The 24444-nt window shown below is 63.4% G+C and carries 26 protein-coding genes; 11 read left to right on the top strand and 15 right to left on the bottom strand.

Annotated features, from left to right (window positions below; translation table 11 throughout):
• Positions 1 to 4 precede the first annotated feature (4 nt).
• Genes mlaD through B3361_RS20605 form a run of 3 tightly spaced genes read right to left on the bottom strand, consistent with a single transcriptional unit; the run spans position 5 to position 2096 of the window.
• Positions 5 to 490, bottom strand: coding sequence for an outer membrane lipid asymmetry maintenance protein MlaD (gene mlaD, locus B3361_RS20615; RefSeq protein WP_009683030.1), 486 nt, complete (start codon positions 488 to 490; stop codon positions 5 to 7).
• Complete coding sequence (gene mlaE / locus B3361_RS20610) at positions 490 to 1287, bottom strand: lipid asymmetry maintenance ABC transporter permease subunit MlaE (protein WP_009683031.1); 798 nt, start codon at positions 1285 to 1287, stop codon at positions 490 to 492. The genes mlaD and mlaE overlap by 1 nt, the downstream gene beginning before the upstream one ends.
• Positions 1287 to 2096, bottom strand: a complete 810-nt coding sequence (locus tag B3361_RS20605; RefSeq protein ID WP_009683032.1) for an ATP-binding cassette domain-containing protein — start codon at positions 2094 to 2096, stop codon at positions 1287 to 1289. The genes mlaE and B3361_RS20605 overlap by 1 nt, the downstream gene beginning before the upstream one ends.
• 247 nt (positions 2097 to 2343) lie before the next feature.
• On the opposite strand from B3361_RS20605, the gene B3361_RS20600 reads away from it, so the two are divergent.
• The 10 genes from B3361_RS20600 to B3361_RS20555 all read left to right on the top strand — a co-directional run bounded on the left by B3361_RS20600 (position 2344) and on the right by B3361_RS20555 (position 9341).
• Positions 2344 to 3318, top strand: a complete 975-nt coding sequence (locus B3361_RS20600) for a KpsF/GutQ family sugar-phosphate isomerase (protein WP_054881447.1) — start codon at positions 2344 to 2346, stop codon at positions 3316 to 3318.
• A complete protein-coding gene (locus B3361_RS20595) occupies positions 3318 to 3842 on the top strand; it encodes a KdsC family phosphatase (protein ID WP_009683034.1) in 525 nt (174 codons plus the stop codon). The genes B3361_RS20600 and B3361_RS20595 overlap by 1 nt, the downstream gene beginning before the upstream one ends.
• Before the next feature lie 8 nt (positions 3843 to 3850).
• Positions 3851 to 4423: an LPS export ABC transporter periplasmic protein LptC gene (lptC, locus tag B3361_RS20590; RefSeq protein ID WP_029887548.1), complete on the top strand. Its 573-nt coding sequence runs from the start codon at positions 3851 to 3853 to the stop codon at positions 4421 to 4423.
• Positions 4410 to 4934, top strand: coding sequence for a lipopolysaccharide transport periplasmic protein LptA (gene lptA, locus B3361_RS20585; RefSeq protein ID WP_029887549.1), 525 nt, complete (start codon positions 4410 to 4412; stop codon positions 4932 to 4934). Before lptC ends, lptA begins: the two co-directional genes overlap by 14 nt.
• On the top strand, positions 4935 to 5660 hold the full coding sequence (gene lptB / locus B3361_RS20580) for an LPS export ABC transporter ATP-binding protein (RefSeq protein ID WP_010952146.1): 726 nt from the start codon (positions 4935 to 4937) through the stop codon (positions 5658 to 5660).
• A gap of 173 nt (positions 5661 to 5833) precedes the next feature.
• Complete coding sequence (locus B3361_RS20575) at positions 5834 to 7327, top strand: RNA polymerase factor sigma-54 (protein ID WP_054906043.1); 1494 nt, start codon at positions 5834 to 5836, stop codon at positions 7325 to 7327.
• Positions 7328 to 7406: 79 nt separating this feature from the next.
• A complete protein-coding gene (gene hpf / locus B3361_RS20570) occupies positions 7407 to 7715 on the top strand; it encodes a ribosome hibernation-promoting factor, HPF/YfiA family (protein WP_003255135.1) in 309 nt (102 codons plus the stop codon).
• 12 nt (positions 7716 to 7727) lie between these two features.
• Positions 7728 to 8192: a PTS IIA-like nitrogen regulatory protein PtsN gene (gene ptsN / locus B3361_RS20565; protein ID WP_009683041.1), complete on the top strand. Its 465-nt coding sequence runs from the start codon at positions 7728 to 7730 to the stop codon at positions 8190 to 8192.
• A gap of 2 nt (positions 8193 to 8194) precedes the next feature.
• Positions 8195 to 9049 (top strand): RNase adapter RapZ, encoded by an 855-nt coding sequence (rapZ, locus tag B3361_RS20560; protein WP_009683042.1) that lies wholly within the window; start codon positions 8195 to 8197, stop codon positions 9047 to 9049.
• 19 nt (positions 9050 to 9068) lie between these two features.
• Positions 9069 to 9341, top strand: coding sequence for an HPr family phosphocarrier protein (locus B3361_RS20555; RefSeq protein WP_009683043.1), 273 nt, complete (start codon positions 9069 to 9071; stop codon positions 9339 to 9341).
• 55 nt (positions 9342 to 9396) lie between these two features.
• Here B3361_RS20555 and B3361_RS20550 read toward each other — a convergent pair whose 3' ends face one another.
• From B3361_RS20550 to pmbA, 6 genes are all read right to left on the bottom strand, one after another.
• Positions 9397 to 10290, bottom strand: a complete 894-nt coding sequence (locus B3361_RS20550; RefSeq protein ID WP_009683044.1) for a ZIP family metal transporter — start codon at positions 10288 to 10290, stop codon at positions 9397 to 9399.
• Positions 10291 to 10301: 11 nt separating this feature from the next.
• On the bottom strand, positions 10302 to 10913 hold the full coding sequence (locus tag B3361_RS20545) for a superoxide dismutase (RefSeq protein ID WP_125854839.1): 612 nt from the start codon (positions 10911 to 10913) through the stop codon (positions 10302 to 10304).
• Between the two features lies 1 nt (position 10914).
• Positions 10915 to 11376: a hypothetical protein gene (locus B3361_RS20540; RefSeq protein ID WP_029887552.1), complete on the bottom strand. Its 462-nt coding sequence runs from the start codon at positions 11374 to 11376 to the stop codon at positions 10915 to 10917.
• A 27-nt stretch (positions 11377 to 11403) separates the two neighbouring features.
• Positions 11404 to 12780: a class II fumarate hydratase gene (locus B3361_RS20535; RefSeq protein ID WP_054881433.1), complete on the bottom strand. Its 1377-nt coding sequence runs from the start codon at positions 12778 to 12780 to the stop codon at positions 11404 to 11406.
• Positions 12773 to 13174 (bottom strand): hypothetical protein, encoded by a 402-nt coding sequence (locus tag B3361_RS20530; protein WP_054905740.1) that lies wholly within the window; start codon positions 13172 to 13174, stop codon positions 12773 to 12775. The genes B3361_RS20535 and B3361_RS20530 overlap by 8 nt, the downstream gene beginning before the upstream one ends.
• A gap of 229 nt (positions 13175 to 13403) precedes the next feature.
• Positions 13404 to 14750, bottom strand: a complete 1347-nt coding sequence (pmbA, locus tag B3361_RS20525) for a metalloprotease PmbA (protein ID WP_054881434.1) — start codon at positions 14748 to 14750, stop codon at positions 13404 to 13406.
• Positions 14751 to 14858: 108 nt separating this feature from the next.
• Here pmbA and yjgA point away from each other — a divergent pair, with 108 nt between their 5' ends.
• A complete protein-coding gene (yjgA, locus tag B3361_RS20520) occupies positions 14859 to 15380 on the top strand; it encodes a ribosome biogenesis factor YjgA (protein WP_009683052.1) in 522 nt (173 codons plus the stop codon).
• Positions 15381 to 15494: 114 nt separating this feature from the next.
• Here the strand turns inward: yjgA and tldD are convergent, their stop codons facing one another.
• The 6 genes from tldD to mreD form a co-directional block, all read right to left on the bottom strand.
• Positions 15495 to 16934, bottom strand: coding sequence for a metalloprotease TldD (tldD, locus tag B3361_RS20515; protein ID WP_054905739.1), 1440 nt, complete (start codon positions 16932 to 16934; stop codon positions 15495 to 15497).
• 2 nt (positions 16935 to 16936) lie between these two features.
• Positions 16937 to 17788, bottom strand: a complete 852-nt coding sequence (locus B3361_RS20510) for a carbon-nitrogen hydrolase family protein (RefSeq protein WP_054905738.1) — start codon at positions 17786 to 17788, stop codon at positions 16937 to 16939.
• Between the two features lie 14 nt (positions 17789 to 17802).
• A complete protein-coding gene (locus B3361_RS20505) occupies positions 17803 to 21624 on the bottom strand; it encodes a YhdP family protein (RefSeq protein WP_154211450.1) in 3822 nt (1273 codons plus the stop codon).
• An 88-nt stretch (positions 21625 to 21712) separates the two neighbouring features.
• Positions 21713 to 23170, bottom strand: a complete 1458-nt coding sequence (rng, locus tag B3361_RS20500) for a ribonuclease G (RefSeq protein ID WP_009683058.1) — start codon at positions 23168 to 23170, stop codon at positions 21713 to 21715.
• Between the two features lie 54 nt (positions 23171 to 23224).
• The gene (locus B3361_RS20495; protein WP_029885528.1) at positions 23225 to 23863 is read right to left on the bottom strand and encodes a Maf family protein; all 639 of its coding nucleotides are present in this window, start codon (positions 23861 to 23863) and stop codon (positions 23225 to 23227) included.
• A gap of 32 nt (positions 23864 to 23895) precedes the next feature.
• Positions 23896 to 24384 carry a rod shape-determining protein MreD gene (gene mreD / locus B3361_RS20490; protein ID WP_029885529.1) on the bottom strand — a complete coding sequence of 163 codons (489 nt, stop codon included), beginning with the start codon at positions 24382 to 24384 and terminating at the stop codon, positions 23896 to 23898.
• Positions 24385 to 24444: the final 60 nt, after the last annotated feature.

The raw sequence follows: 24444 nt of genomic DNA, 5'->3' as shown, positions 1-24444 counted from the left end.
CTCCTCAATTAGCCGGTTGCGCTTCTTTCGGTTCCTTGCCAACGGAGTTGAGCAGGAACTTGCCTATCAGGTCTTCCAGCACCAGGGCAGACTGGGTGTCGTGAATGGTCGAGCCATCCTTGAGCACGTCTTCCTCACCGCCCACGCTGATACCGATGTACTTCTCGCCGAGCAGACCGGCGGTCAGGATCGAGGCAGTGGAGTCGGTCGGCAGGTTGTCCACCGACTTGTCCAGCTGCAGGGTCACCCGACCGGTATAGGAATCACGGTCCAGATCGATGGCGGTGACCTTGCCGATGGTCACGCCCGCCATGGTCACCTTGGCTCTGACCGTCAAACCGGCGATATTGTCGAAATAGGCATAAACTTTATAGGTATCGCTGCTCGGGCTGGCCGACAGCCCGCTGACACGCAGGGCCAGCAGCAGCAGCGCCAGGATCCCGGCCAGCAGGAACAGGCCGACACCGATTTCCAGGGTGCGGTTTTGCATCAGAAATCTCCAAACATCAAGGCGGTCAGAATAAAGTCCAGACCCAGCACTGCCAACGAGGCATAGACCACGGTCTTGGTGGTTGCACGGCTGATCCCTTCTGAAGTGGGCTCACAGTCGTACCCCTGGAATACGGCGATCCAGGTCGCGACGAATGCGAACACCAGGCTCTTGATCAGCCCGTTGAGCACGTCGTCGGTGAACGAAACACTGTTCTGCATGTTGGCCCAGAACGAGCCCTCGTATACGCCCAGCCAGTCCACGGCGACCCACGAGCCCCCCCAGATACCGACCACACTGAAGATCAGCGCCAGCAGCGGCAACGAGATGAAACCGGCCCACAAGCGTGGCGCCACGATGTACTTGAGCGGGTCGACGCCGATCATCTCCAGGCTGGACAACTGCTCGGTGGACTTCATGTTGCCGATTTCGGCAGTCAGTGCAGAACCGGCACGGCCCGCGAACAGCAACGCCGTGACCACCGGCCCAAGTTCCCGCAACAGGGTCAGGGCCACCATCTGGCCCACGGCCTGCTCGGAGCCGTACTTGGTGAGGATGCTGTAGCCCTGCAGCGCCAGCACCATGCCGATGAACACCCCGGACACGACGACGATCGCCAGCGACAGCACGCCCACCGAGTACAGCTGCCTGATCAGCAGCTGGAAGCCACCGCCAATGCCGCCGCGCCCGACCAGGGCATGGAACAGGAACAGGCAGGAACGCCCGAGTACCGCCACCACGTCGATGGCCGAGCGGCCCAGCAGCCGGACACGTTCGAGTAAGGATTTTCTGCGCATCAACGCGCCCCCAGCAGGTCGGCGCTGTAGTCAGGCGCAGGGAAATGGAACGGCACCGGGCCATCCGGGTCGCCTTTCATGAACTGGCGGATCCGCGGATTGTCCGAGCCCATCAGCTCGTCGGGGGTACCCTGCCCCAGCACCTGGCCGTCGCCCACCACATAGATGTAGTCGGCGATGCTGGCGGTTTCTGCGAGGTCATGGGACACCACGATGCTGGTAATGCCCAAGGCATCGTTGAGCAGGCGGATCAAGCGCACCAGTACCCCCATGGCAATCGGGTCCTGCCCGACGAACGGCTCGTCGTACATGAGGATCTGCGGGTCCAGGGCGATTGCCCGGGCCAGCGCCACGCGGCGCTTCATGCCACCGGACAGCTCATCGGGCATCAGGTCGATGGCCCCACGAAGCCCCACGGCCTGCAGTTTCATCAACACGATGTCACGGATCATGTCGTCTGCAAGCTGGGTATGCACGCGCAGCGGAAATGCGACGTTCTCGAACACATCGAGGTCGGTGAACAGCGCGCCGCTCTGAAACAGCACGCCCATCTGCTTGCGGGCGTCGAACAGGTCGCTGCGCGACAGCGTCGGCAGGTTCTGCCCGGCGACCCATACCTCACCACTGGCGGGGCGCAGCTGCGCGCCCATCAGGCGAAGCAACGTGGTCTTGCCGCAACCCGATGGCCCCATGATGCCGGTGACCTTGCCGCGCGGGATGCGAATATCGACGTTGCTGAAAATGCTACGCGAACCGCGCTTGAAGGTAACACCCTTCAATTCCACCGCGTAGGCGCTATCCACACTCATCTAGACTCCTTGCTGATGCAGCCTCGTCCTTATGGACGCCAGCCTCCCTGCAGAAGGCACACGCGCCCTTGGCAGGCCGAATAGCGGCGAACTATAGCACCGCTGCCCGCGCGCCCCCAAGGTCATGCATGCCCCGTTCAGCTACGAGACAGGCTGGGGCGCCCGTGACCAGGCAGATGGAAAAGGTGAGGGTTTCGTCGATTGCGGCTATAATCGCCGACTTTTCATCAGGCAGTGCTTTATCGACATGAGCCAATCCAGCGAGCTGATTCAATCCGCACAGCGCACCGTGCGCCTGGAACTCGAGGCCGTAGAGGGCCTGCTGGCGCGCATCGACGAGCATTTCGTCAAAGCCTGCGAACTGATCCTGGCCAGCCAGGGCCGCGTCGTGGTGCTTGGCATGGGCAAGTCTGGGCATATCGGCAACAAAATTGCCGCGACCCTCGCCAGTACCGGCACCCCCGCGTTTTTCGTGCACCCGGCCGAAGCCAGCCATGGCGACATGGGCATGATCACCGGTAACGATATCATCCTGGCGCTGTCCAACTCAGGCAGCACGGCCGAGATCGTCACGTTGCTGCCGCTGATCAAGCGCCTGGGCATCACCCTCATCAGCCTTACCGGCAACCCGGACTCCACCCTGGCCCAGGCAGCAGAGGTGAACCTGGATGCCCGGGTCGCACAGGAAGCCTGCCCGCTGAACCTTGCCCCTACCTCCTCGACCACTGCGGCACTGGTGTTGGGTGACGCGCTGGCCATTGCCCTGCTCGAAGCGCGCGGGTTCACTGCCGAGGACTTTGCCTTTTCGCACCCTGGCGGCGCCTTGGGGCGGCGGCTGCTGCTGAAGGTCGAGCATGTGATGCACAGCGGTGACCAGTTGCCCAAGGTGCTGCGTGGCACGTTGCTCAAGGATGCCCTGCTGGAAATGTCGCGCAAAGGGCTGGGCATGACCGCTGTGCTCGAGGCAGACGGCAAGCTGGCCGGTATCTTCACCGATGGCGACCTGCGCCGCAGCCTGGACCGCAATATCGACGTGCATACCACGTTGATCGACCACGTCATGACCGTGCATGGCAAAACTGCACGGGCCGAAATGCTCGCCGCCGAGGCCCTTAAAATCATGGAAGACAACAAAATCAACGCACTGGTGGTCGTCGACCAGGACGACCGGCCGACGGGTGCCCTGAACATGCACGATCTGTTGCGTGCAGGAGTTATGTGATGAGCCAGAATCTCATGCAACGTGGCCAGGCCATCAAGCTGGCCGTGTTCGATGTCGACGGCGTACTGACCGATGGGCGACTGTACTTTCTCGAAGACGGCAGCGAATTCAAGACCTTCAATACCCTCGACGGCCAGGGCATCAAGATGCTCATGGCGTCGGGCGTGACCACGGCCATCATCAGCGGGCGCAAGACCCCGGTGGTCGAGCGGCGGGCTGCGAACCTGGGTATCGCGCACCTGTTTCAGGGCCGCGAAGACAAATTGGTGGTTCTTGACGGGCTGCTTGCCGAACTCGGCCTAAGCTATGAACAGGTCGCCTACCTGGGCGACGACCTGCCCGACCTGCCGGTGATTCGCCGCGTCGGTCTGGGTATGGCAGTGGCCAACGCCGCGCCCTTCGTTCGCCAGCATGCCCACGGCGTGACCCAGGCGCGCGGCGGCGAAGGCGCTGCCCGCGAGTTCTGCGAACTGATCATGCAGGCCCAGGGCACCCTGGACGCTGCCAACGCCAACTACTTGTAAGGCCGCCCATGTTCAGCAAGAAGGTCCGCAATATTGCGCTGCTGGCGGTGATTGCTGCCGTGCTCGCTGCCATTGGCTACTGGAATGTCAGCCCTGAAAGCTTCCTCGACCAGCCTGTGGCCCAGGTCGACGAAAGCGCCATCGACTACTATGCGATCAACGCCCATAGTGTGCAGTTCTTGCCGGACGGCAAATTGCAGTACGAAATGACCGCCGACAAGGTCGAGCACGTCAAGGCGACCGAAGTTACCCTGGTGACCACGCCCGACCTGCGCCTTTACCGCGGCACCGAATACCCGTGGCATGTTCAGAGCGAGCGCGCCGAGGTCAGCCCGGACGGCAACGAGGTCGAACTGATCAACAAGGTCCGCGTTGCCCGCACCGACGAAAAGCAACGCGACACCATCATCACCAGCTCACGCATGACCGTATTCCCGCAGAAGCAATATGCGCAGACCGAGCAAGCCGTTAGAATCGACGGCGCCGGTGGCACAACCACGGGCAAGGGCATGAAAGCGTATTTGAAAGAAGGCAAGATGGACTTGCTCTCTAACGTAAGAGGACAGTATGAGGCTCGTTAAAACCCTCCCCCTTTTGCTCAGCCTGAGCGCAGCACTGGGAAGCGCGAGCGCCTTCGCCCTGCCGAATGACCGTGACCAGCCAATCCGTATCCAGGCCGACAACGCGCATCTGGACGACAAGCAGGGTGTCGCGACGTACACCGGTGACGTGATCATCACTCAAGGCTCGATGATGATCAAAGGCAATACCGTGACCATGACCCGCGCCGCCAACGGCGACATCGACGTGGTCACTTCGGTTGGCAACCTGGCCTACTTCGAGCAGCAGCAGAGCGCCGCCAAGCCCGACAAGATGAAGGGCTGGGCAGTGACCATCCAATACCAGGCGCAAAAAGACACCGTGATCCTCACCGACCGCGCCAAGGTCGAGAACGAAGGCAACACCACCGAGGGCGAGAAGATCGTCTACAACACCAAGTCGCAGGTGGCTACCGCCGGCCGTGGCGGTAACGTGACCCAGCCACGTCAGCGCATCGACATGGTGATCCAGCCCAAGAAGAAGGCCGAGTAAATGGCAACCCTAAAAGCCCAGCACCTGGCCAAAAGCTACAAGGGGCGCCAGGTCGTACGTGATGTCAGCCTGTCGATCGACAGCGGCCAGATCGTCGGATTGCTCGGCCCGAACGGTGCCGGCAAGACCACCTGCTTCTACATGATCGTCGGCCTGGTCCAGGCCGAGCAGGGTCGTGTCCTGATCGACAACCTCGATGTCAGCCACCAGCCCATGCACGGCCGCGCGCGCGCCGGCATCGGCTACCTGCCGCAGGAAGCCTCGATCTTCCGCAAGCTTTCGGTGGCCGACAACATCATGGCCATCCTCGAGACCCGCAAGGACCTCGACCGCGATGGCCGGCGCAAGGAACTGGAAAGCCTGCTGCAGGAGTTCCACATCAGCCACATCCGCGACAACCTCGGCATGAGCCTGTCCGGTGGCGAACGCCGCCGTGTCGAGATCGCCCGCGCCCTGGCGACTGCGCCCAAGTTCATCCTGCTGGACGAACCCTTCGCCGGCGTGGACCCGATCTCGGTCGGTGACATCAAGCAGATCATCCACCACCTCAAGGCCAAGGGTATCGGTGTGCTGATCACGGACCACAACGTGCGCGAAACCCTGGATATCTGCGAGACCGCCTACATCGTCAACGATGGCCGGCTGATCGCCGAAGGCGACGCCGAAACCATCCTGGCCAACGAACTGGTCAAAGAGGTTTACCTGGGCCACGAGTTCCGGCTCTGACCCACCCCTGCCTGGGGTACTGGCAACCTGCCCTGAAGCCGGGGTTAAAATTGTTACGTACTCTAGGCAAACGCTACAATTTAAGGCATAAAACTTGCTTGATCTGGCGCCCCGGCGCCCTCGTGTAGTGGATGGCGCATGCGCGCCGGCGAACAAGGTATTAAGCCCCAGCCATGAAACCATCGCTCGTCCTAAAAATGGGCCAGCAACTGACGATGACACCGCAGTTGCAACAGGCCATCCGCCTGCTCCAGCTTTCCACCCTGGACCTCCAACAGGAAATCCAGGAGGCGCTGGAGTCGAACCCGATGCTCGAACGCCAGGAAGACGGCGAAGACTTCGACAACAGCGACCCGATGGCCGACAACGCCGAGAACAAGCCGGCCGCCGACGTTCAGGACAACAGCTTCCAGGAAAGCACGGTCAGTGCCGACAACCTCGAAGACGGTGAATGGAGCGAGCGTATCCCCAACGAGCTGCCGGTCGACACCGCCTGGGAAGACATCTACCAGACCAGCGCCAGCAGCCTTCCGAGCAACGATGACGACGAGTGGGACTTCACCACGCGGACATCGGCCGGCGAAAGCCTGCAAAGCCACCTGCTGTGGCAACTGAACCTGGCGCCGATGTCGGATACCGACCGCCTGATCGCCGTGACCCTGATCGACAGCATCAACGGCCAGGGCTACCTGGAAGACACCCTCGAAGAAATCTGCGCTGGCTTCGACCCGGAGCTGGATATCGAGCTGGACGAAGTCGAAGCGGTGCTGCACCGCATTCAGCAGTTCGAACCGGCAGGCGTCGCGGCACGCACCCTTGGCGAGTGCCTGTTGCTGCAACTGCGCCAACTGCCTGCCAGCACGCCGTGGCTGAACGAGGCGAAACGGCTGGTCTGCGATTTCATCGACTTGCTCGGCAGCCGCGACTACAGCCAGCTCATGCGGCGCATGAAAGTCAAGGAAGACGAACTGCGCCAGGTGATCGAACTGGTGCAAAGCCTCAACCCGCGCCCGGGTTCGCAGATCGAGTCCAGCGAGCCCGAGTACGTGGTACCGGACGTGATCGTGCGCAAGGACAGCGACCGCTGGCTGGTGGAACTAAACCAGGAAGCCATCCCGCGCCTGCGCGTGAACGCTCAATACGCCGGCTTCGTGCGCCGCGCCGACACCAGTGCCGACAACACCTTCATGCGCAACCAGCTGCAGGAGGCGCGCTGGTTCATCAAGAGCCTGCAAAGCCGCAACGAAACCCTGATGAAAGTCGCCACGCAGATCGTCGAGCATCAGCGCGGCTTCCTCGATCATGGCGACGAAGCGATGAAACCGCTGGTGCTGCATGACATTGCCGAAGCGGTGGGCATGCACGAGTCGACCATTTCCCGGGTGACCACGCAGAAATACATGCACACGCCCCGCGGCATCTACGAACTGAAATACTTTTTCTCCAGCCACGTCAGCACCTCCGAAGGCGGAGAATGCTCGTCTACAGCGATCCGCGCGATCATCAAGAAACTGGTTGCAGCGGAAAATCAGAAAAAGCCATTGAGTGACAGCAAGATCGCTGGTTTACTGGAGGCACAAGGCATCCAGGTGGCCCGCCGCACCGTCGCCAAGTACCGCGAGTCTCTCGGCATCGCACCGTCGAGTGAGCGCAAGCGACTGATGTAGCCCCTGAGATCTGCCATAGCGTTTGCGGGGCAGGTGCAAAACCTGCCTCTTTATGCACGGGCAACAAAGGAGAAGCTGTATGCAAGTCAATATCAGTGGACAGCATGTAGAAGTCACCCAGCCACTGCGCGATTACGTGCTGGAAAAGCTCGCCCGCGTGGAAAGTCACTTCGACAAGATCACCAACGTGCAGGTCATCATGAAGGTCGAGAAGCTGCAGCAGAAGGTCGAGGCGACCCTGCAGATTCCCGGCGGCGAAGTGGTAGCAAACGCCGAACACGAAGATATGTATGCAGCGATCGATGCCTTGGCCGACAAGCTCGACCGCCAACTGAAAAAACACAAGGAAAAACAGCAAAGCCTGCTGCAAGGTGCAGCTGCCCGCTGATCCCCCTCATCCATGATCCGACTTGAAACCATCCTGACCCCCGGCCGTTCCCTCGTGAACGTGCCGGGCGGCAGTAAGAAGCGCGCCCTGGAAAAGGTCGCCACCATCATCGCCGAACAAGTGCCGGAACTGGAGATGCAAGTCGTCTTCGAAAAGCTGGTCGCGCGGGAAAAACTCGGTTCAACCGGTTTCGGCAATGGCATCGCCATTCCGCACTGCCGGCTTGAAGGCTGCTCCGCGCCAGTCAGCGCCCTGCTGCACCTGGAAGCACCCATCGATTACGATGCCATCGATGGCGCGCCGGTAGACTTGCTGTTCGTCCTGCTGGTCCCTGAAGCCGCCACCGATGCCCACCTGGAACTGCTGCGCCAGATCGCCAGCATGCTCGACCGCAAGGACGTGCGTGATCGCCTGCGTTCGGCCACCAGCAACGAGGCCTTGTACCAGGTTGTCCTGGACGTACAGAACGAGCACTGAACATGCGCCTGATCATCGTCAGCGGCCGGTCTGGCTCCGGCAAGAGCACCGCCCTCGATGTCCTGGAAGACAACGGTTTCTATTGCATTGACAACCTGCCCGCCGGGCTGCTGCCGCAGCTCGCGGAAAATGCACTGATCAACACCGAACTGCTGCAGCCGAAAGTGGCAGTGTCGATCGACGCCCGCAACCTGCCCAGCCACCTGTCGCGCTTCCCCGAGCTGCTAGCCGACGCCCGTGCCCGCCACATCCAGTGCGATGTGCTGTACCTGGATGCCGATGAAGATACCCTGCTCAAGCGGTTTTCAGAAACCCGCCGCCGCCACCCGCTGACCAACGCCGACCGCTCGCTGGCAGAGGCCATCCGCGTGGAGAGCGAACTGCTGGGGCCGATTGCCGACCTGGCCGACCTGAAGATCGACACCACCAGCCTGAACCTCTACCAGTTGCGTGACACGATCAAGTTGCGCCTGCTCAACAAGCCCGAGCCTGGTACCGCATTCCTGGTCGAGTCATTCGGCTTCAAACGCGGCATGCCGGTCGATGCCGATCTGGTGTTCGACGTACGCTGCCTGCCCAACCCCTACTGGAAGCCAGAATTGCGTGAGCACTCCGGCCTGGAACAGCCGGTGATCGACTACCTGGCCGCGCAGCCAGACGTCGAGGACATGTTCAACGATATTTCCAGCTACCTGCTCAAGTGGCTACCCCGCTTCGCAGCCAGTAACCGTGCCTACGTGACCATTGCCATTGGCTGCACCGGCGGCCACCATCGTTCGGTGTACATCACCGAACGCCTCGGCCAGTTGCTGCAACAGTCCCTGAAAAACGTCCAGGTCCGCCACCGCGACCTCTAGCCCAAGGATCCGCCCCACGATGCCCGCCCGCGAAATCACCATCATCAACAAGCTGGGCCTGCATGCCCGGGCGGCAGCGAAGTTCGTCGGCGTGGCCGGCCGCTTTCCCTGCCAGGTGCGGGTCGGCCGCGCGCCGGACAAACTGGTAGACGGCAAAAGCATCATGGCCGTGATGATGCTGGCGGCTGGCAAGGGTACCCAGGTGCACCTGCATACCGAGGGTGAGCAGGACAACGATGCCATGGACGCGCTGGTCGAGTTGATCAACAACTACTTCGACGAAGGCGAGTAAGCCTCCAAGCCCTGCACCGCGCCCACAGTGTGCACCCCTTCAACCTGACCAAAGATCAGGACAGCGCGGTATCCATCACCATCATCAGGCAAAAGCCGATGCACAGCCCCAGGCTGGCCAGGCGGTGATGGCCGTTGCTGCGCGATTCGGGGATGACTTCCTGGGTTACCACCAGCAGCATCGCGCCGGCTGCGCAGGCGAGCCCCAGGGGCAGCAGCAATTCGGCGACATTCACCAGCCAGGCACAGATCACCGCAGCCACAGGCTCGACCAACCCCGAAGCCGCGCCGATCATGAACGCCTTGAAGCGCGGCATGCCCGCCCCTGCCAACACCAGGGCAATCACCAGCCCCTCGGGCACATCCTGCAACGCGATGCCCATGGCCAGGCTGTCTGCGTCAGCCATGCCACCCCCGGCTGACACACCAATCGCCATGCCTTCGGGAATGTTGTGGGCAATGATGGCAATGACGAATAGCCAGATTCGCGCGGCGATCACCGGCTGCTGCGCACTGCCAACCAGCGCTTGCGGCGAGGCGTTGGAGACCTTGAGGTCGATAAGGAACAGGCACAACGCGCCGAACATCAAGCCGAAGCTGATCAAGCCACCCGCACCCCATGGGCTGAAGCCGATGGCCTGGGCCGCATCCAGCCCGGGCATGATCAATGAAAATGCCGTAGCCGCCAGCATGACCCCGGCGCCGAAGCCCAGCAAGGTGTCGGCCAACGCCACCGGCATGTTACGAATGACCAGCACCGGTACTGCGCCCAGCGCCGTGCCCAGCGCACACAAAGCGCCGCCCTCCAGGGCGCGCAGCATGCGCGGCGCCAAGTCCAGCCAGGCAAGACCGCGCGCCGCCAGCAGCGCGGTACCCGCCAGCAACAGCAAGGCACCCAGCGCCTGGCGAAACAGGCGCACACTGCTGACCGACATGACCTCTGAGCGCATACCGGTTCGACTCACTTCAGGGCTTCGAGATAGCGGTGTTGCACTTGCGCCCAGTCGATGACGTTGTAGAAGGCACCAATGTATTCCGGGCGGCGGTTCTGGTATTTCAGGTAATACGCATGCTCCCACACGTCCAACCCGAGAATCGGCGTGTTGCCATGCATCAGTGGGCTGTCCTGGTTGCCGCTGCTTTCCACGACCAGGGTTTTCTGCGGCGTTACGCTGAGCCAGGCCCAGCCGCTGCCGAAGCGGGTCAGGGCGGCCTTGGTGAAGGCTTCCTTGAACGCGTCGAAACCGCCCAGTTGCGTGGTGATGGCTTGTGCCAGCTCGCCCGTGGGCTCACCCCCGCCCTGCGGCGACATCACGGTCCAGAACAGGCTGTGGTTGGCGTGACCGCCACCGTGGTTGGTCACGGCGCCACGCAGCTGCTCCGGCAAGTCCCCGACCGCAGCGACCAGTTTTTCGACTGGCCACTCAGCCCACTCGGTGCCTTCGACGGCGGCGTTGAGGCCATTGACGTAAGTCTGGTGGTGCCTGGTGTGGTGGATCTCCATGGTCTGCGCGTCGATGTGCGGCTCCAGCGCGTCGTAGGCGTAAGGCAAAGCAGGCAAGGTATGGGGCATGTCAGTGAATTCCGTAGGCTTGAGTACTGGGTACCACGCCGGCCGGGGCAGCGAGTTCGCTGGCCCCGATGTTGTGGCGGTTGAGCAGGCGTTCGGTACGCGGGTACTGGCCGTACTCCGCGATGAAACCGAGCAGTTCGGTGTAGGTACGCCCACTGTGGCGCAGGGCTGCGTCCCGCAGCGCCTGTGGCAAGCGGGCTTGCTGGCTGGCCTGTAGCAGCCACTGGTGCGCGGCACAGAGGTAATCGGCACTTTCATGCGGCTGGTTCAGGCGCAGGTGCAGGTCGGCCAGGTTATGGTGAGCGACGACCAGGGCAGCCACCGCTTCGTCGACGTCATGCCAGCGCTCGAACAGCACCTGGGCCAGGGCCAGGGCTTGCAGGTAATGTTCCCGGGCATCGACCAGCTCGCCTTGTTCGAACAGGCGGTTGGCCAGTTCCATGGTGCGTTTCCAGTGCTGCATGTCTGTTTCCTCGGCGGTAAGGCAGTGTCAGATGCCGCCAGCGGTGAGTTTTTCCGGGTCCAGCAGCGTTTCCAGCTGGTCCCGCGACAGGTCGGTATGCTCCAGCGCGACATCAATGATCGGGCGACCTTGCTGGTAGGCGGTCTTGGCAATTTCAGCGGCCTTCAGGTAGCCGATGATCGGGTTCAGTGCAGTGACCAGGATCGGGTTGCGCGCCAGCGCCTCCTTCAGCTTGCCCTCGTTGACCTTGAAGCTGGCAATGGCTTTGTCGGCCAGCAGGCGGCTGACGTTGGCCATCAACTCGATGCTCTCCAGCAGGTTGCGTGCGATCAGCGGCAACATCACGTTCAGTTCGAAGTTGCCCGACTGCCCAGCCACGGCGATGGTGGCGTCGTTGCCGATGACCTGCGCGGCGACCATGGCCGTAGCCTCCGGGATGACCGGGTTGACCTTGCCTGGCATGATCGAAGAGCCCGGCTGCAGACCCTGCAGTTCGATTTCCCCAAGGCCGGCCAGAGGGCCCGAGTTCATCCAGCGCAGGTCGTTGGCAATCTTCATCAGTGCCACCGCTGTGGTCTTGAGCTGGCCGGACAGGGCTACCGCGGTATCCTGCGAACCGATCAGGGCAAACAGGTTGTGCCCCGGCGTGAACTGGACCTGGGTCAGGCCGCTGAGCTGGCGCGCGAAAGCGGCAGCGAATTGCGGGTGGGCATTGATGCCGGTGCCCACTGCGGTGCCGCCCTGGGCCAGCGCCTGCAGGCTTGGCAGGGTGGCTTCGATGTGCGCCTTGGCACCTTCGATCTGCGCTGCCCAACCGTCCAGCACCTGGCTCAGGCGCACGGGCATTGCATCCATCAGGTGGGTACGGCCGGTTTTCACGTACTGATGCACCTGCCTGGACTTGGCCTCGATCACCTGCACCAGGTGCGCCAGGGCAGGTAACAGCTGCTCATGCACGGCGAGGGCAGCGCTGGCGTGAATGGTGGTGGGAATGATGTCGTTGCTGCTCTGGCCGCAATTGACGTGGTCGTTGGCATTGACCGGCTCGCCGAGCACACGGCTGGCCAGGGTGGCGATCACCTCGTTCGCGTTCATGTTCGAGCTGGTGCCCGAGCCTGTCTGAAACACGTCGACCGGGAAGTGCTGGATGTAGTCCTGCGCCAGCAGCTGTTCCACCGCCTTGACGATGGCCTGCCCCTGGCCGGCGGACAGTTGCTCCAGCTCTACGTTGGCCTTGGCCGCAGCCGCTTTGGCCAGCAGCAAGGCTCGAATGAACTGGGCCGGCATGCGCTGGCCGCTGATCGGGAAATTGTCGACCGCGCGCTGGGTCTGGGCGCCATACAGGGCTTGGGCCGGCACCTGCAATTCACCCATGCTGTCGCGCTCGATACGGGTATCACTCATCATCAAATCCTTGCATCAGTTCATCGGGAGAAATCGACGGCAGCAGGCTGCAGTTCGCCAACTGAATGGCGTAGGGCTGCCAACGCTGGTTCTGGGCCTGGCGGTCGAGGTTGCGCAGGTCCAGCAACGGCCGCCAGGCCTGGTCCAGGCACAGGCAGCGCCAGTGCCAGGGCAACATGCGGTCGCAGGCGGTGTCGAGCAGCAGGCGGAAGGAGGTCAACGCCACCGTCCATGGCGAGGTTTCGGTACAGCACACCAGGTAACGGCCTTCGGCCAGGTAGTGCTCGATCAGGCGCGGCTCGTCAGGTTCGAGCGCGCAGCGGATCCGGCGGCTGAGCCAGCGCCAGTTTTCCAGGTAGGGCATTTCGCGGAGGACGGAATTCATGAACATCATCGCCGAGTTACTGGATAATGATATTCATTATTAATTGATAAATAGAATCACTTCAAGGGGAGCTGATGAAAGAAAAAACCCGGCGCGAGGGCCGGGTCTTCTATTCCACTGAAATTCTTTATTGCCGGTACCGGCCTCTTCGCGGGCTTGCCCGCTCCCACAGGGGATTGCATAGGCTTCAAGCTGTGGGAGCGGGCGAGCCCGCGAATGGGCCGGTACAGGCAATGAATCAGCTACCTGCCACAGTCATCCGCTCGATCAGCACCGACCCGGTGTGGATATTGCTGCGGGTTTCAAGATCGCTGCCAATCGCGACAATCTGCTGGAACATATCCTTCATGTTGCCGGCAATCGTCACTTCCTGCACCGCATGCTGGATTTCACCATTCTCGACCCAGAAACCCGCTGCCCCACGGGAGTAATCACCCGTCACCATGTTCAGGCCATGGCCCATCAGCTCGGTCACCAAAAGCCCACGCCCCATACGCCGGATCAGGGCAGCCTGGTCCTCGACGCCGTGGCTGACGAACAGGTTGTGTACACCCCCCGCGTTGGCCGTGCTGGGCAAGCCCAGCTTGCGCCCCGAATAGGTACCCAGCAGATACGACACCAGCTCGCCTTTGTCGACGAACGGTTTGGCGTAGGTCGCCAGGCCGTCGGCGTCGAACGCTGCACTGGCCAGCGCGCGGGGAATGTGCGGGCGCTCGTCGAGGGTCAGCCAGGACGGGAACAGGCGCTGGCCGATGCTGCCTTCGAGGAACGACGACTTGCGGTACAGATTGCCGCCGGAAATCGCCGACAGGAAGCTGCCGAACAAACCGCCTGCCAGTTCTGCGGAAAACAGCACCGGCACTTCGCAGGTTGGCACCGGGCGCGCGCCGAGGCGGCTGGCGGCCCGCTGCGCGGCCCGCACACCAATGCTGCGCGGGTCGGCCAGCAGGTTGCCCTGGCGGTTGACGTCATACCAGTAATCGCGCTGCATCTGCCCGTCGCCTTCAGCGATCATCACGCAGCTCAGGCTGTGCCGGGTCGAGGCGTAAGCACCGATGAACCCGTGGCTGTTGCCATACACGCGGCAGCCCTGGTGGGTGTTGAGGGTGGTGCCATCGGCATTGAGGATGCGCGGGTCGGCATCGAACGCCGCCGCTTCGCACGCCAAGGCCATCTCGATGGCTTTCTCGGGCTCGAGAGCCCAGTCGTGATACAGGTCCAGGTCCGGAATTTCCCGGGCCATCAACGCCGCGTCCGCCAGGCCCGAACAGTCGTCCTCGGAGGTGTGCCTGGCAATGGCCAGCGCTGCCGCGACGGTTTCCCGGATCGCCTCCGGGCCACTGGCCGAGGTACTGGCCGAGCCTTTGCGCTGGCCAACATAGAGGGTGATGCCAAAGCCCTGGTCGCGGTTGAATTCAACCGTTTCGACCTCGCGCTGACGTACCGTGGTGGACAGGCCCTGCTCCAGCGACACGGCCACTTCGCAGGCACTGGCCCCTTGGCGGCGCGCTTCGGCGATGATCGCCTCGACCTGCTCTTGCAATGCTGGCAGGTCTTTCGGACCTACGCTCTGGACTGCACTCATGGTTCTCTCCACTCAAATTCTGCGTTCGGCGAGGGTCATTCTACGACCGGGCCGGACAAGCGGCCCCCGACTGGTTATCATGGCGGCGATTTCTAGCGGACTGCCACCATGGTTGATTCAAACGACGACGCCTTCGACGGCGAAAAAAGCAAAACCCAGATCAAGCGCGAGCTGCATGCGCTGGTCGAACTCGGCGAGCGCCTGACTACGCTCAAGGCCGATACCCTGGCCCGCCTGCCGTTGACCGACGAGCTGCGCAAGGCCCTGGCCGAGGCCAGCAAGCACACGGCTCATGGTGCGCGTAAACGCCACATGTCGTTCGTCGGCAAGCTGATGCGCGTGCAGGACCTGGATGCCATCCATGCCCTGCTCGAGCAGATGGACAGCTCGACTCGCCAGTACAACGAACGCTTCCACGGCCTGGAACGCTGGCGCGACCGGTTGATCGACGGTAACGACGAAGACCTTGAACGCTTCGTCAACGAATACCCCGACACCGATCGCCAGCAACTGCGTTCGCTGGTGCGCCATGCCCAGCACGAGAAGGCGCGGAACAAACCGCCGGCCGCCGCGCGCAAGGTGTTCAAGTACATCCGCGACCTCGACGAGTTGCAGCGCGGGTTGCGCTGACAGGCTGAGGCCCTGCGGGAGCGGGCGTTCCCGCGAAGCAGGCGACGCGGTGCCCGGCACCGGCTTCGCCGGTGTTCGCGGGCAAGCCCGCCCCCACAATGGCCCCAAAGGCCATCACGCGCCGGTACCGCCCACGGTGATCGCATCCAGCTTCAGGGTCGGCTGCCCAACCCCGACCGGCACCGATTGCCCGTCCTTGCCGCACGTCCCTACCCCGCTGTCCAGCGCCAGGTCGTTGCCGACCATCGACACCCGGCTCATCGCCTCCGGACCATTGCCAATCAAGGTCGCGCCCTTCACCGGTGCGGTAATCTTGCCGTCTTCGATCAGGTAGGCCTCGCTGGTCGAAAACACGAACTTGCCGCTGGTGATGTCCACCTGGCCACCCCCGAGGTTGGCGCAGTAGATGCCCTTCTTCACCGAGGCGATGATTTCCTGCGGGTCGCTTTCGCCGGCACGCATGTAGGTGTTGGTCATGCGTGGCATCGGCAGGTGAGCGTAGGATTCGCGGCGACCATTGCCGGTCACTGCCATGCCCATCAGCCGCGCGTTCAGCTTGTCCTGCATGTAGCCCTTGAGCACACCGTTCTCGATCAGGGTGGTGCACTCGGTCGGCGTACCTTCGTCATCCACGCTCAGCGAACCGCGGCGGCCTTCCAGGGTGCCGTCATCGACGATGGTGCACAGGCTCGACGCCACTTTCTCGCCAACCCGGCCACTGAACGCCGAGCTGCCCTTGCGGTTGAAGTCACCTTCCAGGCCATGGCCGACCGCCTCGTGCAGCAGCACGCCCGACCATCCCGAGCCCAGCACCACTGGCAAGGTACCGGCCGGCGCCGGGATCGCTTCGAGGTTCACCAGGGCCTGGCGCAGCGCCTCACGGGCGTAGCCCATGACCCGCTCTTCGGTGAAGAAACGGTAGTCGGTACGCCCGCCACCACCCTGCCCGCCGCGTTCGCGACGGCCGTTCTGCTCAACGATGACGCTCACATTGAAACGCACCAGCGGCCGCACATCTGCAGCCAGGCTGCCGTCCGCTGCAGCGATGAGGATGCGCTCCCAGACCCCGGCCATGCTCACGCTGACCTGCTGGATACGCGGGTCAAGCGCGCGGGTCGCGGCATCGACACGCTTCAGCAACTCGACCTTTTCGGCACGGCTGAGTACATCGAGCGGGTTGTCCGCCGCATACAGCGCGATCACTGACGGGCTGCGGAAGGCCTGCACGGTGCCGTTCTGCCCGGCGCGGGAAATCGAACGCGCGGCGCGCGCGGCCGACGTCAGCGCTTCAAGGTTGATGGCATTGCTGTAGGCGAAGCCGGTCTTTTCACCGGACTGGGCACGCACGCCCACGCCTTGGTCCAGGTTGAAGCTGCCCTCTTTGACGATGCCGTCTTCCAGCGCCCAGGTTTCCGAAATCTGGCCCTGGAAATACAGGTCGGCAGCGTCGATGCCGGGGCCGGCCAATTCACCGAGCACGCTTTGCAGGCTGTCCAGGGTCAAGCCGCCTGGGGCCAGGAGCTGCTCACTGACGGTGGATAACATCTGGCTCATAGTCACTCCAAGGTGGGCGCAGGCCGCAATGCGTCCTGCGAAAAAAAGCGCCGGTGCGATACCACCGGCATGCGCGCCCGGATGGACGCCTGTTCTTCAATGTCGCGCTCGGCAAGCAATACCGCTTCGCCTTGCGCCTGTTGTGCCACGATCCGCCCCCAAGGGTCGACGATCGCCGCATGGCCATGGGTTTCCCGTGGGCCTGGGTGGGTACCGCCCTGCGCTGCCGCCAACAGGTAGCACTGGGTCTCGATGGCCCGGGCGCGCACCAGCACGTCCCAGTGTGCTGCGCCGGTTACCGCAGTGAAGGCCGCCGGTGCGCTGATCAGTTCCGCGCCAGCGGCACGCAACGCGCTGTACAACTCTGGGAAGCGCAAGTCGTAACATACGCTCAACCCCAACCGCCCGACCGGCGTGTCCGCCACCACCACGTGTGCGCCATGGGCAAAATCATCCGATTCACGGTAGCGGCCGCGGTTATCGGCAACGTCCACGTCGAACAAGTGCAGCTTGTCATAGCGCGCAGCCACTTCACCGTGCTCATCGATCAGCAGCGAGCAGGCATGTGCCTTTGCGTCGGGCTGGCCGACCGGTGGCAAGGGCATGGTACCGGCGACTATCCATAACCTGAGGTCGCGGGCGGTACGTTTCAACCATGGCAGGATAGGCCCGTTCCCCGATGCCTCGGCTCGGCCGATGGCAGCGGCGTCCTTGCGGCCCATGGCAGCGAAGTTTTCCGGCAGCACCGCCAGCCGCGCACCACCCTGTGCAGCCTGCTCCAGCAAGGCACCGGCACGCTGCAGGTTGGCCAGCACGTCGTCCTGGCTGACCATCTGGATCACCGCTGCCTTCATGGGCACTCCTGGCACTATTTCTCGAAGGGTTTCACAAAGGTGATTCTAGGCTCTTTCCACGGCCCTTCGACACGGTAATGCACGCTGGCAAAACGCGAGACGCGGTCACCGATCAGCCGGTCGACCAGGAACAACGCCCCGCCCACGGCTGGCGCCCCCACGATCAACGCGGCCAGCGGCAGGTTGTTGGTCACCGGCAGGCTCACCTGCAGGTTGGCATTGACCTGGTCACGTACCAGGTCCAACGTGCCCTCCAGCTCGAAGCTGCTCGACGGGCCGGTCATGGTGATCGGTTCGCGGGTCACGTACACGCCATTGCTGGCCGCCAGCAGGCCTTTGACACGGTCATAGGCCAGGCCTTTGTCGAATAGGTCGGAGAAGTCCAACCGCAGGCGTCGGCCAATCGAATTGAAGTTGAGCAGGCCAAAGACCCGCAACGCCTGGGCACTGCCATCGACCTCGACGAACTGGCCAGACCGCAACGCCGCGTCCATGCTGCCCGAGAAGCGCGTCAGGCTGACGGCAGCCGGCGAGCCTGGCCAGCGGCCGTCCACGTCCAGGCGGAAGTCGCGGCTGGTGACGGTCGGGGCAAAGCCCCAGGCCTTGAGCACGTCGCCCAGGTTCTTGCCTTGCAGGCGGCCTTTGTACCAGCTGCTGGTCTTGCCCGTTTCGCCCTCCCAGCCACCGCCACCGCCAATGCGCAGGCCCTTGAAGTCAAGAGCGATATCGCTGGCGGCAACCCCGCGTGCAGTGGGCCGCAGCTTGATCGAAGCGCTGCCGAACAGGTCGTCACCGCGGTACAGCTTGTCGATGCTCAGGTCCAGCGCCGGGACTTTGCGTGGGTCGAAGGTGGCAAGCGGGTCCGGCCCATCTTCGGCGCGCTCCTGGGCTTGTTTTTCCGCAGGGCTGGGCGCTGGCAGCCGCAGCGTCTGCAGGCGCACGACCATCGGCGCACCCTTGGCATCCGGCACGCGGGCATCGCCGATGACTTCCTGGCTGTCGAGGCGCAGGTCCCAGGCGGGGCCGCCTCGGCTCAACCGTACCAGGGCCTGGTTCAGCTCGGTGCCAAACGCCTTGAGCTGGCCAATGCTCAGGTCCACGCTTTGCAGCATCTGCCGCGCACTGCCACCTGGGTCGTCTCCGCCCAGCCGTGAGGCCTGCTGTTGCCAAGGGGCCAGGTCCAGCGTTTCCAGGCGCCCACGCACGCGCAGGCCCTGTGCAGCAGGCAATTGGGCGTCACCGGCGCCCAGCAACAACTCGCCCCGGCCTTGGCCGAGCTTGTCGGCCGGCGCGGCGTAGGCAGCACGGGCAAGGTCACCGTAGCCGGCGTCGAAACGCCGCTCCGGGCCCTGTAGCGTCATGCTGAAGCGGCTGTCGCGGGTTTCCGCGGCCGCCTTGCCGAATGGCGCTGGCAAATCGACCGCCAGCCCCTTGAGGTTGGAGTTGACGCTCAAACGATTGTCGCGGCTGCCCAGGCTCAGTTGCAACTGGTAAGGCAGGTCGCCGGAAGCCGGCAGGGCTTGCTTGAACTGCAGCCAGTCGGTCAACGCCTTGAGCGCTACCTGGCCATTGGCATCGATGCGGGTCTGCATCTGCCCGGGTTGGCCCTCGGCCGTTATCTGCGCCGTGACGGGCTTGCCGAAGGCCTGCAGGCTGATGCCCTTGCCGCTGAGGCCTTTGTCGAAATCGAAGCTGAAGTCACCTTTCAAGCGGCTCAGCTCAAGTGTGGGCGGGGCGACCTTCAGGCGCGCGTCATGGGTGGCGAAGTCTACCTGCACTTTGGGCCGCTGCCCGTGAGCCAGCGGGATATCGAGCTTGAGCTTACCCTTCAGCGGCCCTTCACCCTCCCAATCGGCGAAGATCTCACCGGTGCCGATAGGCGCTTGCTTGAGGATCTTCAGGCCATCACCCAGGCTGCCATCGAAATTGCCCGTCAGGAACAGGTGGCTCTGCTGGCCCTCGTCGACATGCGGGATGTCGACGTCGACGTCACTGACCTGGGTGTCCAGCAGCACCCCTCGCCGGGCCTTGACCCGCACGCCGCTGTCCTCGATGAAGACGTCGCCATCCACATGCTGGACTTGCGGCCAGCCCGGCTGGAAGTCCAGTGCGGCGTCATGCACCTTGAAGAACAGGCTGATACTGCGTGCCTCTGGCGCCGCGCCATGGTTCAGCGAGCCCTGGTACTGGAAATAGCCTTCGTCCACCGCGCCCTTGACGATGGCGCTGCGCAGCCACTCGTCGAGGGCCGGGCTGAGCACTTCGGGCAGATACTTGGCGGTATAACGGCCATCGCCGTCGGTCAGGCCGACGCGCAGGTCCATGTAGTCCTCGCGGCCTTCCTCGAACAGCAGGCGAATCAGGAAATCGCCGGCAATCTTGCCTTCTTCGCCCAGCACCTTCAGGTAGGGCGCGACAAGGGTGAAGCCCTGCTTGTCCAGCACCCAGGTCAGGCGCGCGTTGGCCTTCTGGTAGTGCCAGGGTTTGGCGAAGATCGGGTACAAGTGCAGCATGAAGGCTTCAGTGTCCAGGCGCAGCTCGCCGTGGCCCAGGTCGCCACTGATACTGCCGCTGACGTTACCCGCAGCCGGGGCACTGTGATAAGCATTGAAACCGACCTTGTCCAGGTTGGCCTCGAACTGCAGGCGCTGGTCGCCTTCGGCCTTGGGCCGGGCCTGCAGCCGCACGTTGCGCAGACCACCGGTCACCTTCAGGCCAGTGACCGCCGCCATGGCTGCGTCGGGTAGCGGTGCCAGGGCCTCGATCAGCGGGCTCAGGGGCGTGAGGTCGAGCCGGTCGGCCTGCACCTGCCAGCTCTCATCGGCCGCCTGCTCACCGGGGCGCTGCTGCACCCGCAGGTGCGTCTCCCAACGGCTTTTACCGAGGTCCATGGCCAGCGAGTCGACCACAACGTCGAAGCCCTGGTCGCGACGCTGGAACCAGGCGCCCATGGCCAGGTTGCTCAACATGGCGGCCTTGCGCCCGCTGTAGGCGCCTTTGAGCTCAGGGGCATTGAGCCGCACCACGGCCTTCTGCAACTGCCCCTTGCCCCAATCGACCCAGAACTCGCCGCCTGCACGCAGTGCGTCGGCATGCCATTGGCCCAGCAGGCTGGGCGGCAACCACTGCGACCAGTCGCTTTGCGGCAGGCTCAGGTAGGCCTCGACCTGGCCGTCACGCCAAGCCTCGGCAGAAACACGACTGCGCAGGTTCATCGCCAGGGGCTGGCCATCGGGCAGCGTCGCCCGCAGGTCCAGGGCCTGCCGCGAGGGGCCGGCCTGCAAGCCGGCACTCACATACGTCAGGGTCAGCGGGTCACGCTGCCACGGGTGCACGGTGACCTGGCTGTCGAACACATCGACGCGGCCCAGTTGGCGCAGGCGCTGCAGCAACTCGGCAGGGTTCAGCGGCGTATCGTCCTGCTGCGGCAGGCCCTCAAGGTTCCAGGCGCCCTGCCCGTTCTCGCGCACGATCAATTGCAGGCCACCGAGCTGGATACGCGACAGGCGCACCTCACGCGCCAGCAGGCTGGCCCATACATCAGGCACGACCATGACCTCATCCAGGCGCAACGCCTTGGCACCTTCGCCCAGTTGCAGGTCGCGCACCCGCAATACCGGCGCCAGGCCGCTCCAGCGCCCCTCCAGGGCGCCCACATGTACCGGCATGCCAAGCGCTTGCTCGGCCTTGCTCTGCACGTCGGCACGGTACTCGGCTACCAGGGGTATCAATGCACGGCCGAGGCTGACATACAGCGCCACCAATACCGCCAACAAGGCGCATATGCCCAGCCCCCAACGGGTCAAGGCAACAAGAACGCGGGTCAGACGTCCCATGGCCGTGGCCCTCCAAGTCGTTTATCCATGATGGCCCGTCGCACGGGTTTCGCCAGCGCGACGAGGCAGCGACGTGTTGCTGAGGGCCTCAGAGCAGCACCACGTCGTATTGTTCCTGCGAATACATCGACTCGACCTGGAAGCGAATGGTTCTACCGATGAAGGCTTCCAGTTCGGCAACGTTGCCCGACTCTTCGTCCAGCAGGCGGTCAACCACCTTCTGGTTGGCCAGCACACGGTAGCCTTCGGCCTGGTAAGCACGGGCCTCACGCAGGATCTCGCGGAAAATTTCGTAACAGATGGTCTCGGGGGTTTTCAGCTTGCCACGCCCCTGGCAAGCCAGGCAGGGCTCGCACAGCACCTGCTCCAGGCTTTCGCGCGTGCGCTTGCGGGTCATCTGCACCAGGCCCAGCTCAGTGATGCCGATGATGTTGGTCTTGGCATGGTCGCGTTCCAGCTGTTTTTCCAGGGTGCGCAGAACCTGGCGCTGGTGCTCTTCATCTTCCATGTCGATGAAGTCGATGATGATGATGCCGCCGATGTTGCGCAGGCGCAGCTGCCGGGCGATGGCGGTAGCGGCCTCGAGGTTGGTCTTGAAGATGGTTTCTTCAAGGTTGCGATGCCCAACGAAAGCCCCGGTGTTGACGTCGATGGTGGTCATCGCCTCGGCCGGGTCGACCACCAGATAGCCACCCGACTTGAGCGGCACCTTGCGCTCCAGCGCGCGCTGTATTTCGTCCTCGACGCCATACAGATCGAAGATCGGCCGCTCGCCAGGGTAGTGTTCGAGGCGGTCGGCGATTTCCGGCATGAGTTCGCTCACGAACTGCATGGTTTTCTGGAAGGTTTCCCGCGAGTCGATGCGGATCTTCTCGATCTTCGGGTTGACCAGGTCCCGCAGGGTTCGCAGGGCCAGGCCCAGGTCTTCGTAGATGACCGTCGGTGCACCGCAGGTCTTGATCTGGCTGCCGATCTGCTCCCACAGGCGGCGCAGGTAGCGGATGTCCTGCAGGATTTCCTCGGCCCGCGCGCCTTCGGCGGCAGTGCGCAGGATGAACCCGCCGGCATCCTTGATGTTCTCGCTCTCCATGCAGTTGCTGACCACCTGCTTGAGGCGCTCACGCTCGGCTTCATCTTCGATCTTCAGGGAAATGCCAACGTGGCTGCTGCGCGGCATGTACACCAGATAACGCGAAGGGATCGACAACTGCGTGGTCAGGCGCGCGCCTTTGGTGCCAATCGGGTCCTTGGTCACTTGTACCACCAGCGCCTGGCCCTCGTGCACCAGCGCCGTGATGTTCTCGACCGCCGAGCCTTCGCGCTGGGAAATTTCCGAAGCATGGATGAACGCCGCGCGTTCCAGGCCAATGTCGACGAAGGCGGCCTGCATGCCTGGCAGCACACGCACCACCTTGCCCTTGTAGATATTGCCGACGATGCCACGGCGCTGAGTGCGCTCGACGTGCACTTCCTGCAGCACCCCGTTTTCCACCACCGCCACGCGTGACTCCATCGGGGTGATGTTGATCAGGATCTCTTCACTCATGGCAGGCTCTCGTCAATAGTTTCTTGTAATGATGGATGGCGAAGGCAGAGCTGGCTACCGCGGGTTTGTTACCTCTGTTGCAGGCACGAGCGGCTGCCAGCAGGCAATGCCAAACTGGCCGAGCAATTCTGCGGTTTCACACAGCGGCAAACCGACCACTGCCGAATAGCTGCCGGCCAGGCCGGTGACGAACACCGCACCCAGGCCCTGGATGGCATAACCGCCTGCCTTGTCCGCCGGCTCGCCGCTGGCCCAGTAACGTTGCGCTTCGTCGGCACCGATCGGGCGAAAATGCACGCTGCTGGCCACGCACAGGCTGCGCACGCGCAGGCCATCGGTCAAAGCGACGGCGGTCAGCACCTGGTGCTCGCGGCCAGCCAGATCAGCCAGCATGGCCAAGGCATCTTCGCGGCTTTGCGGTTTACCCAGAATACGCCCCTCGAGCACCACTGCCGTGTCTGCACCAAGCACCACAGCACGGCGCTCGGGGGCCGTGGCGTTGTCGGGGTGGGCGAGGCAGGCCAGGCCGGCGGCAGCCTTGGCCCGGGCCAGACGCTCGACGTAAGCCTGGGCGCTTTCATCGGCCAGCGGGGTTTCGTCGATGGGGGCGCTGATGACGCTGAACGGCACGCCGATCTGGGTCAGCAATTCACGGCGGCGAGGCGAGCCGGAGGCCAGGTAAAGCGGGTTCATGCAGACATCTCCCTGTCAGCGGCGCATCGCCGTCAGTTGATACGCAAGCGGCGACGCAGGTCGCGCAGGGCGAAACTGATCCACGGCCAGAGCAAGGCGCTGATCACCGCCGACCAGACCAGTGCCAGGGTGGGCAGACGGTTGCCGGTCAGGGCGCTAAGCCACAGCTGGATCAGCTGGGCAATGCCGAAGATCACCAGAATGACCAGGCTTTGCTGCCACATGGGGAACATGCGCAGGCGCTGCTGCAAGGACAGCACCAGGAAGGTGATCAGGGTAAGGATCAGTGCGTTCTGCCCGAGCAAGGTGCCGTACAGCACATCCTCGGCCAGACCCAGCACGAACGCTGTGGTCATGCCCACCTTGTGCGGCATGGCCAGGGTCCAGAACGAAACCAGCAAGGCCAGCCACATGGGCCGGAACACTTCCATGAACTGCGGCATGGGCGAGACGCTGAGCAGCAGGCCGATGGCGAAAGTCAGCCAGATCACCCAGCCGTTGTTGCGGCGCGATGCAGCCATCATTGTCTCCGGGTGTGGGCGGGGGCAGCCGGCGCTGCCGCCGGGGCAGCACTTGGGGCC

The sequence above is a fragment of the Pseudomonas sp. UBA6699 genome (assembly GCF_002454615.1).
GTDB classification, from domain to species: Bacteria; Pseudomonadota; Gammaproteobacteria; order Pseudomonadales; family Pseudomonadaceae; genus Aquipseudomonas; species Aquipseudomonas juntendi.
Note: the sequence above shows the minus strand (reverse complement) of the source record. Positions and strands in the feature narration are given on the sequence as shown.

Bases quoted from the DNA above. Each gene is read 5' to 3' on its own strand.
- mlaD (WP_009683030.1), bottom strand. From the start codon at position 490: ATGCAAAACCGCACCCTGGAAATCGGTGTCGGCCTGTTCCTGCTGGCC.
- mlaE (WP_009683031.1), bottom strand. From the start codon at position 1,287: ATGCGCAGAAAATCCTTACTCGAACGTGTCCGGCTGCTGGGCCGCTCG.
- B3361_RS20605 (WP_009683032.1), bottom strand. From the start codon at position 2,096: ATGAGTGTGGATAGCGCCTACGCGGTGGAATTGAAGGGTGTTACCTTC.
- B3361_RS20600 (WP_054881447.1), top strand. From the start codon at position 2,344: ATGAGCCAATCCAGCGAGCTGATTCAATCCGCACAGCGCACCGTGCGC.
- B3361_RS20595 (WP_009683034.1), top strand. From the start codon at position 3,318: ATGAGCCAGAATCTCATGCAACGTGGCCAGGCCATCAAGCTGGCCGTG.
- lptC (WP_029887548.1), top strand. From the start codon at position 3,851: ATGTTCAGCAAGAAGGTCCGCAATATTGCGCTGCTGGCGGTGATTGCT.
- lptA (WP_029887549.1), top strand. From the start codon at position 4,410: ATGAGGCTCGTTAAAACCCTCCCCCTTTTGCTCAGCCTGAGCGCAGCA.
- lptB (WP_010952146.1), top strand. From the start codon at position 4,935: ATGGCAACCCTAAAAGCCCAGCACCTGGCCAAAAGCTACAAGGGGCGC.
- B3361_RS20575 (WP_054906043.1), top strand. From the start codon at position 5,834: ATGAAACCATCGCTCGTCCTAAAAATGGGCCAGCAACTGACGATGACA.
- hpf (WP_003255135.1), top strand. From the start codon at position 7,407: ATGCAAGTCAATATCAGTGGACAGCATGTAGAAGTCACCCAGCCACTG.
- ptsN (WP_009683041.1), top strand. From the start codon at position 7,728: ATGATCCGACTTGAAACCATCCTGACCCCCGGCCGTTCCCTCGTGAAC.
- rapZ (WP_009683042.1), top strand. From the start codon at position 8,195: ATGCGCCTGATCATCGTCAGCGGCCGGTCTGGCTCCGGCAAGAGCACC.
- B3361_RS20555 (WP_009683043.1), top strand. From the start codon at position 9,069: ATGCCCGCCCGCGAAATCACCATCATCAACAAGCTGGGCCTGCATGCC.
- B3361_RS20550 (WP_009683044.1), bottom strand. From the start codon at position 10,290: ATGCGCTCAGAGGTCATGTCGGTCAGCAGTGTGCGCCTGTTTCGCCAG.
- B3361_RS20545 (WP_125854839.1), bottom strand. From the start codon at position 10,913: ATGCCCCATACCTTGCCTGCTTTGCCTTACGCCTACGACGCGCTGGAG.
- B3361_RS20540 (WP_029887552.1), bottom strand. From the start codon at position 11,376: ATGCAGCACTGGAAACGCACCATGGAACTGGCCAACCGCCTGTTCGAA.
- B3361_RS20535 (WP_054881433.1), bottom strand. From the start codon at position 12,780: ATGAGTGATACCCGTATCGAGCGCGACAGCATGGGTGAATTGCAGGTG.
- B3361_RS20530 (WP_054905740.1), bottom strand. From the start codon at position 13,174: ATGATGTTCATGAATTCCGTCCTCCGCGAAATGCCCTACCTGGAAAAC.
- pmbA (WP_054881434.1), bottom strand. From the start codon at position 14,750: ATGAGTGCAGTCCAGAGCGTAGGTCCGAAAGACCTGCCAGCATTGCAA.
- yjgA (WP_009683052.1), top strand. From the start codon at position 14,859: ATGGTTGATTCAAACGACGACGCCTTCGACGGCGAAAAAAGCAAAACC.
- tldD (WP_054905739.1), bottom strand. From the start codon at position 16,934: ATGAGCCAGATGTTATCCACCGTCAGTGAGCAGCTCCTGGCCCCAGGC.
- B3361_RS20510 (WP_054905738.1), bottom strand. From the start codon at position 17,788: ATGAAGGCAGCGGTGATCCAGATGGTCAGCCAGGACGACGTGCTGGCC.
- B3361_RS20505 (WP_154211450.1), bottom strand. From the start codon at position 21,624: ATGGGACGTCTGACCCGCGTTCTTGTTGCCTTGACCCGTTGGGGGCTG.
- rng (WP_009683058.1), bottom strand. From the start codon at position 23,170: ATGAGTGAAGAGATCCTGATCAACATCACCCCGATGGAGTCACGCGTG.
- B3361_RS20495 (WP_029885528.1), bottom strand. From the start codon at position 23,863: ATGAACCCGCTTTACCTGGCCTCCGGCTCGCCTCGCCGCCGTGAATTG.
- mreD (WP_029885529.1), bottom strand. From the start codon at position 24,384: ATGGCTGCATCGCGCCGCAACAACGGCTGGGTGATCTGGCTGACTTTC.